At 61.4% G+C, this 13,422-nt stretch carries 12 protein-coding genes and 1 pseudogene; 7 read left to right on the forward strand and 6 right to left on the reverse strand.

Annotation, left to right across the window (positions count from 1 at the left end; all coding sequences use genetic code 11):
* Positions 1–269 precede the first annotated feature (269 nt).
* Both cysZ and ACZYR5_RS17460 read left to right on the forward strand, forming a co-directional pair.
* Positions 270–1,025, forward strand: a complete 756-nt coding sequence (gene cysZ, locus ACZYR5_RS17455) for a sulfate transporter CysZ (protein ID WP_489090337.1) — start codon at positions 270–272, stop codon at positions 1,023–1,025.
* A gap of 40 nt (positions 1,026–1,065) precedes the next feature.
* Positions 1,066–2,289: a glycosyltransferase family 4 protein gene (locus ACZYR5_RS17460; protein ID WP_489090338.1), complete on the forward strand. Its 1,224-nt coding sequence runs from the start codon at positions 1,066–1,068 to the stop codon at positions 2,287–2,289.
* Here the strand turns inward: ACZYR5_RS17460 and ACZYR5_RS17465 are convergent.
* The 3 genes from ACZYR5_RS17465 to ACZYR5_RS17475 form a co-directional block, all read right to left on the reverse strand.
* Entirely contained in the window at positions 2,258–3,361 is a 1,104-nt protein-coding gene (locus ACZYR5_RS17465) for an NADH:flavin oxidoreductase (protein WP_489090339.1), read from the reverse strand. The two genes, ACZYR5_RS17460 and ACZYR5_RS17465, sit on opposite strands and share 32 nt — an antisense overlap.
* A 145-nt stretch (positions 3,362–3,506) precedes the next feature.
* Positions 3,507–3,989, reverse strand: a complete 483-nt coding sequence (locus ACZYR5_RS17470) for a glutathione peroxidase (protein WP_489090340.1) — start codon at positions 3,987–3,989, stop codon at positions 3,507–3,509.
* 131 nt (positions 3,990–4,120) lie between these two features.
* Positions 4,121–4,606, reverse strand: a complete 486-nt coding sequence (locus ACZYR5_RS17475) for an FKBP-type peptidyl-prolyl cis-trans isomerase (RefSeq protein WP_027618547.1) — start codon at positions 4,604–4,606, stop codon at positions 4,121–4,123.
* On the opposite strand from ACZYR5_RS17475, the gene ACZYR5_RS17480 reads away from it, so the two are divergent.
* The 4 genes and pseudogenes from ACZYR5_RS17480 to ACZYR5_RS17495 form a co-directional block, all read left to right on the forward strand.
* Positions 4,605–4,913 (forward strand): DUF3565 domain-containing protein, encoded by a 309-nt coding sequence (locus ACZYR5_RS17480; RefSeq protein WP_489090393.1) that lies wholly within the window; start codon positions 4,605–4,607, stop codon positions 4,911–4,913. The genes ACZYR5_RS17475 and ACZYR5_RS17480 overlap by 2 nt on opposite strands.
* A gap of 60 nt (positions 4,914–4,973) precedes the next feature.
* Positions 4,974–7,073 carry a phosphate acetyltransferase gene (gene pta / locus ACZYR5_RS17485; protein ID WP_489090341.1) on the forward strand — a complete coding sequence of 700 codons (2,100 nt, stop codon included), beginning with the start codon at positions 4,974–4,976 and terminating at the stop codon, positions 7,071–7,073.
* Entirely contained in the window at positions 7,074–7,976 is a 903-nt protein-coding gene (gene yihG / locus ACZYR5_RS17490) for a 1-acylglycerol-3-phosphate O-acyltransferase, YihG family (RefSeq protein ID WP_489090342.1), read from the forward strand. It begins immediately after the preceding gene.
* A gap of 119 nt (positions 7,977–8,095) precedes the next feature.
* Positions 8,096–8,212: pseudogene (locus ACZYR5_RS17495) on the forward strand (acyltransferase); the annotation flags it as partial.
* Between the two features lie 183 nt (positions 8,213–8,395).
* On the opposite strand, the gene cysN reads toward ACZYR5_RS17495, so the two are convergent.
* From cysN to ACZYR5_RS17510, 3 genes are all read right to left on the reverse strand, one after another.
* On the reverse strand, positions 8,396–10,294 hold the full coding sequence (cysN, locus tag ACZYR5_RS17500) for a sulfate adenylyltransferase subunit CysN (RefSeq protein WP_489090343.1): 1,899 nt from the start codon (positions 10,292–10,294) through the stop codon (positions 8,396–8,398).
* 9 nt (positions 10,295–10,303) lie between these two features.
* Entirely contained in the window at positions 10,304–11,221 is a 918-nt protein-coding gene (gene cysD, locus ACZYR5_RS17505) for a sulfate adenylyltransferase subunit CysD (protein ID WP_027618542.1), read from the reverse strand.
* Positions 11,222–11,368: 147 nt separating this feature from the next.
* Positions 11,369–12,127, reverse strand: a complete 759-nt coding sequence (locus tag ACZYR5_RS17510) for a Nif3-like dinuclear metal center hexameric protein (RefSeq protein WP_489090344.1) — start codon at positions 12,125–12,127, stop codon at positions 11,369–11,371.
* A 102-nt stretch (positions 12,128–12,229) separates the two neighbouring features.
* Between ACZYR5_RS17510 and algW the strand changes: the two genes are divergently transcribed.
* Complete coding sequence (gene algW, locus ACZYR5_RS17515; protein WP_489090345.1) at positions 12,230–13,390, forward strand: Do family serine endopeptidase AlgW; 1,161 nt, start codon at positions 12,230–12,232, stop codon at positions 13,388–13,390.
* Positions 13,391–13,422 lie beyond the last annotated feature (32 nt).

A 13,422-nucleotide genomic window follows, 5' to 3' on the forward strand; every position in this document is an offset into this window, starting at 1 on the left:
GGATTGCCGGCTGGAATAAAAAAGGACCGTGCCAGCACTTGGGGAAGCGCTGTAGTGGGACAGCCCTGAAAAATAATGGGTGCAGCGTATCGAGGAGGCGAAGATTAAGGAAATACGGTTTAACAATCCAGCTCATAGGCGGTCTCTATGCGCGAGAGGCCGAATTATCGGCGCCTTTGTTACAGTTAATGTCGATCCCGCTGCCGTGCTTTCGCCTGTTGGGCAAAGCCGGTAAGGTCGGCGCGTTTTCCCATTGCTCGGAGCACCTTATGCCCGCCCCTGTTCTGTCCGGCCCGCAATACCTGCGCGAAGGCCTGAAGCTGGTCCTGAGTCCCGGCCTGCGTTTGTTCGTGCTATTGCCGCTGGCCATCAACCTGTTGCTGTTCGTCGGATTGATCTACCTGGCCGGCCATCAGTTCAGCCTGTGGGTCGATACGCTGATGCCGTCCCTGCCCGACTGGCTGAGCTTCCTCAGCTATGTGCTGTGGCCACTGTTCGTGGTGCTGGTGCTGCTGATGGTGTTCTTCACCTTCACCATGCTCGCCAACATCATCGCCGCACCCTTCAACGGCTTCCTCGCGGAAAAGGTCGAAGTGGTGGTGCGTGGCACCGACGACTTCCCGGCCTTCAGCTGGGGCGAGCTGGTGGCCATGGTTCCGCGCACCCTGGCGCGCGAGATGCGCAAACTGGGGTACTTCCTGCCCCGGGCGCTGGCGCTGTTCATCCTCTCGTTCATTCCGGTGGTCAACCTGATCGCGGCGCCGTTGTGGCTGATCTTCGGCGTGTGGATGATGGCGATCCAGTACATCGACTACCCGGCGGACAACCACAAACTGGGCTGGAACGAGATGCTCGCCTGGCTGCGCGAGAAGCGCTGGCAGAGCATGAGCTTCGGCGGCAGCGTGTACCTGGTGCTGCTGATTCCGTTGGTGAACATCCTGATGATGCCGGCCGCAGTCGCCGGGGCGACGCTGTTCTGGGTCCGTGAGCGTGGGGCGGAGAATCTGGTCGCGAACCCGCGCTAAGCCTGTCATATATTCGTCATCACACTGCCACATTGACGACATGGCCCCAGCCGACACTGAGGTCATGACGACAGCCCTGCACATCACCCTCATCACCGAGACCTTTCCACCGGAAATCAACGGCGTGGCCAACACGTTGGGCCGCCTGTGTGATGGCCTGCGCGCGCGAGGGCATCAGGTGGAACTGGTGCGTCCGCGCCAGGCTTGCGACCAGCAGGCGACCAGCGACGATGCCGTGTTGCTGTGCCGAGGTTGGCCACTGCCCGGCTACCCCGGGTTGCAATGGGGCCAGGCGTCGATGCACAAGCTGCTGCGGCGCTGGAAACGTCATCGCCCGGATGTGCTGTATATCGCCACCGAAGGGCCATTGGGCCTGTCCGCGTTGCGCGCCGCACGACGTCTGGGAATAGCCGTGGTCAGCGGCTTTCACACCAACTTCCAGCAGTACTCCAGCCAGTATGGTCTGGGCCTGCTGACCCGCCTGCTGACCCACTACTTGCGCTGGTTCCACAATCGCTCGGCCGTGACACTGGTGCCCAGCGCGAGCCAGCAACTGGAGTTGGAGCGGCGGCATTTCGAGCGCCTGGCGCTGCTGTCCCGAGGCGTCGACAGTCAGTTGTTCCATCCGGCGAAACGGCTGGCGTCGCTGCGGGACAGCTGGGGCCTGGGCCCTGACGATATCGCGGTGATCCACGTCGGCAGGCTGGCACCGGAGAAGAACCTGGCGTTGCTCAAACGCTGTTACGAGTACCTGCGCGCGAGTCATCCACAGCGGCAGATGAAGTTGATCGTGGTCGGTGATGGTCCGCAACGCGCGGCGCTGGAGAAGGAGCTGCCGGAGGCGATTTTCTGCGGATCGCAGCGTGGCGAAGCGCTGGCTTGCCACTATGCCTCGGGGGACGTGTTCGTGTTCCCGAGCCTGACCGAGACCTTTGGCAATGTGGTGCTTGAGGCGCTGGCCTCGGGCCTGGGCGTGGTGGCCTACGATCAGGCCGCCGCCGCGCAGCACATCCGCCATGGCTACAACGGGGTGCTGGCCATGCCGGGGGATGAAGAAGCTTTTTGCGACGCCGCCAGTTGGATGCTGGAGCAAGCGGAAACCCTGCGCTGCATCCGCCTCAATGCCCGCCAGCACGCCAGTCGCCAGGGCTGGGCGGCGATCATCGAGCAGTTTGAGGGGCAGTTGCGCGGAGTCTGTCAGGGCCCCGCGCCAGCGGTCATTGAAGCGCCGCTTACACCAGCGTCATCAACGCTTCGCGACTGAACGGCAGGATCTCGCCTTCGCGTCCGTCACGGACTTTCTGCGCCCAGTCCGGGTCGACCAGCAGCGCACGCCCGACCGCCACCAGATCGAACTCGTCCTTGTTCAGGCGCTCCAGCAGATTTTCCAGGCTGGCCGGTTGCGCAACTTTGTCGGTATTGACCATGAACTGCAGGAACTCGCCGTCCAGACCGACGCTGCCCACAGTGATGGTCGGTTTGCCGGTCAGTACGCGAGTCCAGCCAGCGAGGTTGAGGTCGGAACCTTCGAATTCCGGCTCCCAGAAACGCCGTGTCGAGCAGTGGAAAATGTCCACGCCGGCGTCGGATAGCGGCTTGAGGAATTCACCCAGTGCCTCGGACGTCTGCACCAGGCGCGCGCTGTAGTCCTGCTGTTTCCATTGCGAGAAACGGAAAATGATCGGGAAACCTTCGCCCACCGCCGCTCGCACCGCCTGGATCAGCTCGATGGCAAAGCGCGAGCGGTTGGCCAGGCTGCCGCCGTACTCGTCAGTGCGCTGGTTGCTGTGGTCCCAGAAAAACTGGTCGATCAGGTAACCATGGGCACCGTGGATTTCCACGCCGTCCATGCCGATGCTCTGCGCGTCTTTGGCGGCCTGGGCGAACGCCGCGATGACGTCCTGGATGTCCTGGTGGGTCATGCCGTGGACCACGACCTGGCCGTCCTTGAGCTTTTCCGATGGGCCATAGCCCGGAACGCTGGCATCCGGCTCGGTGCCGGTGCGCCGCACACTGCCGACGTGCCAGAGTTGCGGAACGATCTTGCCGCCTTCGGCATGCACCGCGTCCACTACCTTCTTCCAGCCAGCCAGGGCCGCATCGCCGTAGAACTGCGGTACGTTCGGGTAACCATTGGCCGCCTTGTGACCCACCGTGGTGCCTTCGGTAATGATCAAACCTACGCCGGCGGCAGCACGACGACGGTAATACTCGATCACTTTCGAATTCGGCACACCACCGGGGGAAAAGGAACGGGTCATCGGCGCCATGACCACACGGGTTGGCAGCTCGAGGTTGGCGAGGTGGAAAGGTTTGAACAAGGCTTGAACAGGCATGCGGCACTCCACAGGGACGCGAGGTTTATGACGAGCATAATATGGAGCAAGGAATGCTTTGGGTAGCACTATTGATTTGAATGATTAAGGTTTAAAACGAAGGGAGAACATGCTGGGCCGGGATCCCGGCTCCAGCAAAGGCCGATCAGCTAAGCGCCTTCTCGATAGCCTGCACCACCGCCGGATCGTCCGGTGGAGTGCGCGGTGAAAAGCGAGCCAGCACGCGACCGTCCTTGCCCAGCAGGAATTTTTCGAAGTTCCAGGTGATGTCACCCGGAAACTCCGCGCCTTCACCAGCCAACAAACGGTACAACTGATGACGATCGTGACCGTTGACTTCCAGCTTGCTGGACAACGGGAAGCTCACGCCGTAGTTGAGGCTGCAGAAACTCTGGATCTCGCTCTCGGTACCCGGTTCCTGCCCGGCAAACTGGTTGCACGGCAAACCGAGGACACTGAAGCCTTGCCCCTTGTATTGCTGATAGAGGTTTTCCAGGGCGGCGTACTGTGGGGTCAGACCACACTTGGAGGCCACGTTGACCACTAGTACGACGTGGCCTTTGAAAGGCGCCAGCGGCAATGCCGCACCGTCCAGGGTTTTCAATGTAAGGTCGTGAAAAGCACTCATGGCAAACTCCAGATATCCCGTGTTTTTCTCGAAAAGCCCTTGGCGTACCCGCTTTCGGCGTCCGCTGAACGTCGCCGACTAAAAAGGCGCCACTCGGGCGCCTCTCCAGATATCTGAGCTTAGCGCAGAAATCAGTGGTGGTGACCACCTTCGCCATGGACGTGACCATGAGCGACTTCTTCCTGACTGGCATCACGGATAGCCACGATCTTGACTTCGAAAGTCAGGCGCTGGCCAGCCAGTGGGTGGTTGCCGTCAACGGTGACGTCGTCGCCGTCCAGGTCACGGATGGTGACGATTTGCATCTGGCCGTCCGGCGCGGAAGCGTGGAACTGCATGCCCACTTCCAGTTCGTCGACGCCTTCGAACATGCTGCGGCTCAGGGTGCTGACCAGTTCGGCAGCGTACTCGCCGTAAGCGTCTTCAGGCTCAACGGAGACTTTCAGCTCGTCGCCGACAGCTTTGCCTTCCAGGGCTTTTTCCAGGCCTGGAATGATGTTGCCTGCGCCTTGCAGGTAGACCAGCGGTGCGCCGCCGGCGGAGCTGTCGATGACCTCACCAGCGTCGTTGGTCAGGGTATAGTCGATAGAGACAGCCTTATTGGCGGCGATCAGCATGGGGCGAGACCTTTTGCAAAAGAATGAAGAATGGGCAAGTTTAGCGAAGCAATCGCCCGAAAGCGAACGGAACCCGGACCAACGGCCCGCGTCGACCCTATCGACGATCACCGGTTTCCATCAGGACGAGGAAGGCCACTGGGTGGCCGAGCTGTCCTGCGGCCATACCCAACACCTGCGCCACCAGCCGCCCTGGCAATCCCGGGCCTGGGTCGAAGACCCACTGCAACGCCAGGAAAAAATTGGCCAGTCCTTCGCGTGCGGTTGGTGCGCTCAAGGCTCGGTTAGCGCTAACCTTGGCGTCTGAAATTGCGGTCGTCGGCCAGGCTTGGGCCGAGACCTTGCCATGCACCCCCAGAGAATTCGCATGCAAACTTTTTTTATTGCACCCACCGACTTTGGCGTGGGCCTGACCTCCATCAGCCTCGGACTGGTGCGCACCCTCGAACGAGCCGGCCTCAAGGTCGGCTTCTTCAAACCGATTGCCCAGCCGCACCCCGGCGACACCGGCCCGGAACGCTCCACTGAACTGGTGGCCCGCACCCACGGCCTGAAGCCGCCGCAACCCCTGGGCCTGGCGCACGTCGAGCGGATGCTCGGCGACGGCCAACTCGATGAGCTACTGGAAGAAATCGTCACCCTGTACCAGCAAGCCGCGATCGGCAAGGACGTGCTGATCGTCGAAGGCATGGTGCCGACCCGCAGCGCCAGCTACGCCGCACGAGTCAACCTGCACCTGGCAAAAAGCCTGGATGCCGAGGTGATCCTGGTCTCGGCGCCGGAAAACGAAGTGCTCACCGAGTTGTCTGGCCGGGTCGAGTTGCAGGCGCAACTGTTCGGCGGGCCGAAAGACCCGAAAGTCCTCGGCGTGATCCTCAACAAGGTGAAGACCGATGAAAGCATGGAGGCCTTCGCCGCACGCCTGAAAGAACACTCGCCCCTGTTGCGCAGTGGGGATTTCCGCCTGCTCGGCTGCATCCCGTTCCAGCCCGAACTGAATGCCCCGCGCACCCGCGACGTAGCCGATCTGATGGGCGCCCAGGTGCTCAACGCCGGCGACTTCGAAACCCGGCGCATGACCAAGATCATCATTTGCGCACGCACCATGCGCAACACCGTGGAGCTGCTCAAGCCCGGCGTGCTGGTGGTGACCCCGGGCGATCGCGACGACATCATCCTCGCTGTCAGCCTCGCTGCACTCAATGGCGTGCCACTGGCCGGCCTGTTGCTGACCAGCGACACCCTGCCCGACCCACGCATCATGGAGCTGTGCCGCGGCGCCCTGCAGGCCGGTTTGCCGGTGTTGTCGGTGAGCACGGGTTCCTACGACACCGCCAACCAGTTGAACGGCCTGAACAAGGAAATCCCGATCGACGACCGAGAACGGGCGGAAATCATCACCGATTTCGTCGCCAGTCACCTCGACGCCAACTGGCTGCACCAGCGCTGTGGCACGCCGCGGGAGATGCGCCTGTCGCCAGCGGTGTTCCGTTATCAATTGATCCAGCGCGCCCAGGCGGCGAACAAGCGCATCGTCCTGCCCGAAGGCAGCGAACCGCTGACCGTGCAAGCGGCGGCGATCTGCCAGGCCCGTGGCATTGCCCGCTGCGTGTTGCTGGCCAAGCCGGCCGACGTCGAGGCGGTGGCGCGCGCCCAAGGCATCGAGCTGCCACCGGGACTGGAAATTCTTGACCCGGACCTGATCCGCGAACGCTATGTCGAGCCGATGGTGGCCCTGCGCAAAACCAAGAGCCTCAACGCCCCGATGGCCGAACAGCAGCTTGAAGATCCGGTGGTGATCGGCACCATGATGCTGGCGCTGGATGAGGTCGACGGCCTGGTCTCGGGGGTCATCCACTCCACCGCCAATACCATTCGCCCGGCGCTGCAACTGATCAAGACTGCACCCGGCTGCACCCTGGTGTCGTCGGTGTTCTTCATGCTGTTTCCGGAAGAAGTACTGGTCTACGGCGACTGCATCATGAACCCGCACCCGAGCGCCAGCGAACTGGCGGAGATTGCCCTGCAAAGCGCCGACTCCGCCGCCGCGTTCGGCATCAGCCCGCGGGTGGCGATGCTCAGCTATTCCAGCGGTGATTCCGCCAGTGGCGAGGAAGTCGAGAAGGTCCGCGAAGCGACGCTGCTGGCCCATGAGGCGCAACGCACCCTGCTGATCGACGGCCCGTTGCAGTACGACGCCGCCGCCAATGCCGACGTGGCCCGGCAACTGGCGCCCAACAGTCAGGTGGCCGGACGTGCCACGGTATTCATCTTCCCCGACCTGAACACCGGCAACACCACTCACAAGGCCGTGCAGCGCAGCGCCGACTGCGTCAGCCTCGGCCCGATGCTGCAAGGCCTGCGCAAACCGGTGAATGACTTGCCGCGCGGCGCCCAGGTCGACGATATCGTCTACACCATCGCCCTGACCGCGATTCAAGCCGCCAACCGACCTATGGATGTGTAAATGCTGGATTTTCTCCCTGCTCCTGTCCGCGGCGTGATTGCAGCACTGTTGCTGGCACTCAACACCCTCCTGCTGTGCTCGTTCCTGTTCTGCGTGGCGCTGGTCAAGGCCTTGCCGTTCGCGTTCACCCAGCGCATTGCCGGCTGGCTGATGAGTCACACCCACGAAGCCTGGATCAGCCTCAACAAGGGCTGGATGAACCTGGTGCGCCGCACCCGCTGGCACGTCAGCGGCCTGCAAGGGCTGGACTACCAGCACTCGTACCTGATCACCAGTAACCATCAAAGCTGGGTCGACATCCTGGTGCTGCAATACGTGCTCAACCGACGGATCCAGCCGCTGAAGTTCTTCCTCAAGCAGGAACTGATCTGGGTCCCCGTGATCGGCCTGGCCTGGTGGGCCCTGGGCTTTCCGTTCATGAAGCGCTATTCCAAGGCTTATCTGGAAAAGCACCCGGAAAAGAAAGGCAAGGATCTGGAAACCACCCGCAAGACCTGTGCGAAGTTTCGCAACAACCCGGTGGGCATTTTCAATTTCGTCGAAGGCACACGCTTCACCGAGGGCAAGCACAAACAGCAGCAATCGCCGTTCAAGTACTTGCTCAAACCCAAGGCCGGCGGCATCGCCTTTGTCCTCGATGCCATGGGCGAGCAACTGGAGTCCATCGTCAACGTGACCATCCACTACCCCGCCGGCCGCCCCGGCTTCTGGGACCTGCTGTGCGGCAATGTTGAGGACGTGGTGGTGCACCTCGAAGAACTGAAGATCCCACCGCAGTTCATCGGCAAGAACTACGACCAGGACGGCGAGTATCGCCTGCAGTTCCAGGGCTGGATCAACCAGCTGTGGCAGGACAAGGATGCGTTGCTGGCGCAGATGCATCGGGAGTATCCAGCAAAATAGTGCGCTGAATATCCCGCCCTCTTCGCTGGCAAGCCAGCTCCTACGGGGATCGCGTCGTTCACAAAATCTGTAATCACCTTCAAGACTGTAGGAGCTGGCTTGCCGGCGAAGTCGGTTTCAAGAACTACGACCAGGACGGCGAGTACCGCCTGCAGTTCCAGGGTTGGATCAATTAGCTGTGGCAGGACAAGGATGCGTTGCTGGAGCAGATGCATCGGGAGTATCCGACAAAGTAATCGGGTGCCTGTCCTGGCCTCATCGCGAGCAGGCTCGCTCCCACAGGTTTCGCGTACACCACATAGCTTGTGGGAGCGGGCCCGCGATGGGGTCCGACCAGACACAAAAAAGCCCGCCACCGATCACTCGGTAGCGGGCTTTTTCTTGCAGCTTGCAGCTAAACGCCTGCCGCTGCTCTTGCCTTAGATCGCCCCACGCTGGCGCAGCAGTTCCAGCACTTGCTTGACGCCCTCTTCCAGCGACACGGACTGGGTGTCGATCACCAGATCGGCATCCAGCGGCACGTCGTACGGGAAGGATTCGCCCGGGATGTTATCCCCAGCCGCCGCGTACAGGCCTTGTGGGTCACGCTGGGCGCAGACCGCTGGCGAAGCCTGGACGTAGACGGTCAGCAGCCGCTCCTTGCCGATCAGGTCCCGCGCTTGCTCGCGACCTTCTGCGCTCGGCGCAACGAACGCGGCGAGGGTCAGCAGGCCAGCTTCGTTGAACTGACGCGCGACGTGAGCAGCACGACGCCAGTTCTCGGTACGTCCGGCACGATCCTGTGGCAGACCTTTATTGAGGTCGTGACGCAGGTTCTGGCCATCCAGTACAAACACCGCACGACCGAGGTCGAACAGCTTGCGCTCGACCGCATAGGCCAGGGTGCTTTTGCCCGCGCCGGACAAGCCGCTGAACAGCACGGTGGCCGGTTGCTGGCCGAAGCGCTGGGCACGTTCTTCGGTGGCCACGTGGGCCAACTTGCCGTGGTGCGTCGCGTTGCCGTGGGCCAGTGGCTGGGCGACGATCATGCCGGCGCCAACGGTGCCATTGGTCAGGCGATCAATGATGATGAACGCGCCGGTGGTGCGGTTGCTGTCGTAACCGTCGAGGGCAATCGGCGCATCGAGCGCGATCTTGACCTTGCCGATTTCGTTCAACTGCAAGGCACTGGCCGGGCCTTCTTCCAGAGTATTCACATCGACCTTGTTGACGATGCTGGCAATCGAGCCCGGCACGTAGCTGGTGGCGCGCTTGATGTCGTATTTCTTGCCCGGCAGCATCGGCTCTTCAGCCATCCATACCAGCATGGCTTCGAAACTGTCGGTCACCGGCGGCACGTTGTCGGCATGGACCAACAGGTCGCCACGGGAGATGTCGATCTCGTCTTCCATGGTCAGGGTCACCGCCTGGCCAGGACCGGCATGCTCCAGTTCACCCTCGAAGGTGACGATGGATTTCACGCGGCTGCTCTTGCCCGATGGCAGAACCACGACTTCGTCGCCTTTCTTGACGATACCGCTGGCCAGGGTGCCAGCGAAGCCACGGAAGTTCAGGTTCGGACGGTTGACGTACTGCACCGGGAAACGCAGGTCGGTGAAGTTGCGATCGCCCGCCACTTCCACGGTCTCGAGAATTTCCATCAGCGACTGACCGGTGTACCACGGCGAGCGCTCGGACTTGTTCACCACGTTGTCGCCCTTGAGGGCAGACATCGGCACGAAGTGCATGCTGGTCGGCTGCGACTTCAGGCCTTCGGCGAACTGCAGGTAGTCGGCCTTGATCGACTCGAACACGCCCTGGTCGAAACCCTTGAGGTCCATCTTGTTGATGGCGACAACGATGTGCTTGATGCCCAGCAACGAGGCGATGAAGCTGTGGCGACGGGTCTGGGTCTGCACGCCGTAACGGGCGTCGACCAGGATGATCGCCAGGTCACAGGTGGACGCACCGGTGGCCATGTTTCGGGTGTACTGCTCATGGCCAGGGGTGTCGGCGATGATGAATTTGCGTTTGGCGGTGGAGAAATAGCGGTACGCGACATCAATGGTGATGCCCTGCTCACGCTCGGCCTGCAGGCCGTCGACCAGCAGCGCCAGGTCGATATCGTCGCCGGTGGTGCCGACTTTTTTCGAGTCGCGGGTAATGGCTTCAAGGTGATCTTCGTAGATCATCTTCGAGTCGTGCAGCAGGCGCCCGATCAGGGTGCTCTTGCCGTCATCGACGTTACCGCAGGTCAGAAAGCGCAGCAGCTCTTTACGTTCGTGCTGGCCCAGGTAGGCGAGGATGTCCTCGCTGATCAAATCAGATGCGTGCGACATGACAACCCCTTAGAAATAACCCTGACGTTTTTTGTCTTCCATCGAGCCGGCACCATCGTGGTCGATGACACGGCCCTGGCGCTCGGAAGTTCGCGTCAGGAGCATTTCCTGAATGATGTCCGTCAGGCTTTCGGCCTCGGACTCCACCGCGCCCGTCAACGGGTAGCAACCAAGGGTACGGAAACGCACTTTCTTTTTGACGATGCGGGCTTTGTCTTCATCACTCAGGTGTTCGAGGATGCGCTCGTCGTCGATCATGATCAGGGTGCCGTTCTTCTCGATGACTTCACGCTCGGCGGCGAAGTACAGCGGGACGATCGGGATGCCTTCGAGATAGATGTACTGCCAGATGTCCAACTCGGTCCAGTTCGACAGCGGGAACACGCGGATCGACTCGCCCTTGTTGACCTTGCCGTTGTAGACGTTCCACAGCTCCGGACGCTGATTCTTCGGATCCCAGCGGTGCTTGCTGTCGCGGAACGAGTACACGCGCTCTTTGGCGCGGGATTTTTCTTCATCGCGACGGGCACCGCCGAAGGCTGCGTCGAAACCATGCTTGTCCAGCGCCTGCTTGAGGCCCTCGGTCTTCATGATGTCGGTGTGCTTGGCACTGCCGTGGGTGAAGGGGTTGATGCCCTGCGCCACGCCGTCCGGGTTGACGTGGGTGATCAGGTCCAGGCCCAGTTCTTCGACCATTTTGTCGCGGAAGCGATACATCTCCTGGAACTTCCACTGGGTGTCGACGTGCATCACCGGAAACGGCAGCTTGCCCGGGAAAAATGCCTTGCGCGCGAGATGCAGCATCACGGCGGAGTCTTTACCGATGGAGTACAGCATCACCGGGTTGTCGAACTCGGCGGCCACCTCACGGATGATGTGGATGCTTTCCGCCTCCAGCTGTTTCAGATGCGTCAGTTTGTCGACCATGGCTACTCACGAAAACTTTCTTATGAACGGCCAGCGGGCCGTGTTCGAGCGGGAAATCCTAGCACAGCGCCCTCTTCTAATCAGGACGCCAACTAGATCGAAAGGGTATATGAATATGCCCGCCCGTTTGGGCACCCGGGACCTGCTTTAAATCGGGTTCGGACAATCGATGAAGATGTGCTCCAGGGCAAACCGACGCGCCAGATATTCACCCAGGGCCTGCACGCCATAACGCTCGGTGGCGTGATGGCCGGCAGCGATGAAGCTGATGCCGTTTTCCTGGGCGCTGTGGAACGTCTGCTCGGAAGCCTCGCCGCTCAGGTACAGATCGACACCCGCCTGGACGGCCTGATCGATGTAGCCCTGGCCACCACCGGTGCACCAGCCGACCCGGCGAATCATCGCCTCGCCTTCGATCAGCAGGGGCTCGCGGCCCATCACTTCCTGCACGTGGCGAGCGAAATCGCGCGCGGTCATGGGCTCGGCCAGCGATCCCACCAGGCCCACGACCTTGAGGTTATCCGGATCCAACGGGCCTTCGACGGTAATGTCCAGTTGCCGGGCCAGTTGCACGTTATTGCCGACGTCCGCATGCAGATCCAGCGGCAGGTGATAGGCCAGCAGGCTGATGTCGTGCTTGAGCAAGGTCTTCAACCGGCGTTGCTTCATGCCGGTGATGCAGGGGTTTTCGCCTTTCCAGAAATAACCGTGGTGGACCAGGATCAGGTCGGCATTGGCCTCCACCGCAGCATCGAGCAGGGCCTGGCTGGCGGTGACTCCGCTGACGATGCGCATGACCTGCGGCCGGCCCTCGACCTGCAGGCCATTGGGGCAATAATCGGCAATTCGCGAACTGCCCAGATAACGATCCGCTTCTTCTACCAGGGTGCTCAGGGCAACGGCCATCAAAGACTCCTAAATATCCCGTTCAGAGGCGCGCGCGGCCTCGTATAATGCGCGACATTATGGGCCGTCCCGGGCCCCTCGTAACCTCCCAGGATTTGTTCAATGCTCAAGGGTCTGCGTTTTTTTGGCTGGCCGCTGTTGGCCGGCGTGCTGATTGCGTTGCTGATTATCCAGCGTTATCCGCAGTGGGTCGGGCTGCCAAGCCTGGACGTCAACCTGCAGCAAGCCCCGCAGACCACGCTCACGCAACAGGGTCCGGTGTCCTACGCCGATGCGGTGGTGATCGCCGCACCGGCAGTGGTCAACCTCTACACCACCAAAGTGGTCAACAAAACCAGCCACCCACTGTTTGAAGACCCGCAGTTCCGGCGCTTCTTCGGCGACAACGCGCCCAAGCAGAAACGCATGGAATCGAGCCTCGGTTCGGGCGTGATCATGAGCCCGGAAGGTTACCTGCTGACCAACAACCACGTGACCGCTGGTGCTGATCAGATTGTGGTGGCGCTCAAGGACGGACGCGAAACCCTCGCACGGGTCATCGGCAGCGACCCGGAAACCGACCTTGCGGTGTTGAAAATCGACCTGAAGAACCTGCCAGCAATCACCGTTGGCCGCTCGGAAAGCATCCGCGTCGGCGACGTCGCACTGGCTATCGGTAACCCGTTTGGCGTCGGCCAGACCGTGACCATGGGCATCATCAGCGCCACCGGGCGCAATCAATTGGGCCTGAACAACTACGAAGACTTCATCCAGACCGACGCGGCGATCAACCCCGGCAACTCCGGTGGCGCGCTGGTGGACGCCAATGGCAACCTGACCGGGATCAACACGGCGATCTTCTCCAAATCCGGTGGCTCCCAGGGCATCGGTTTCGCGATCCCGATCAAGCTCGCCATGGAGGTGATGAAGTCGATCATCGAGCATGGCCAGGTGATTCGTGGCTGGCTGGGGATTGAGGTGCAGCCGCTGAGCCAGGAGCTGGCGGAGTCGTTCGGCCTGTCCGGTCGTCCGGGGATTGTGGTGGCGGGGATTTTCCGCGACGGTCCGGCACAGAAAGCCGGCCTGCAATTGGGTGATGTGATCCTGAGTATCGATGGCGAACCGGCGGGCGATGGGCGCCGCTCGATGAACCAGGTGGCGCGGATCAAGCCTACCGACAAGGTCAACATCGTGGTTATTCGCAATGGCAAGGAACTGAAGCTGACGGCGGAAATCGGCCTGCGTCCACCGCCGGCACCGATGGCCAAGGAAGAAGAAAACTAAGCCCGGCAAACATCTGTAGGAGCGAGCCTGCT

The organism is Pseudomonas sp. F007 (assembly GCF_057814275.1).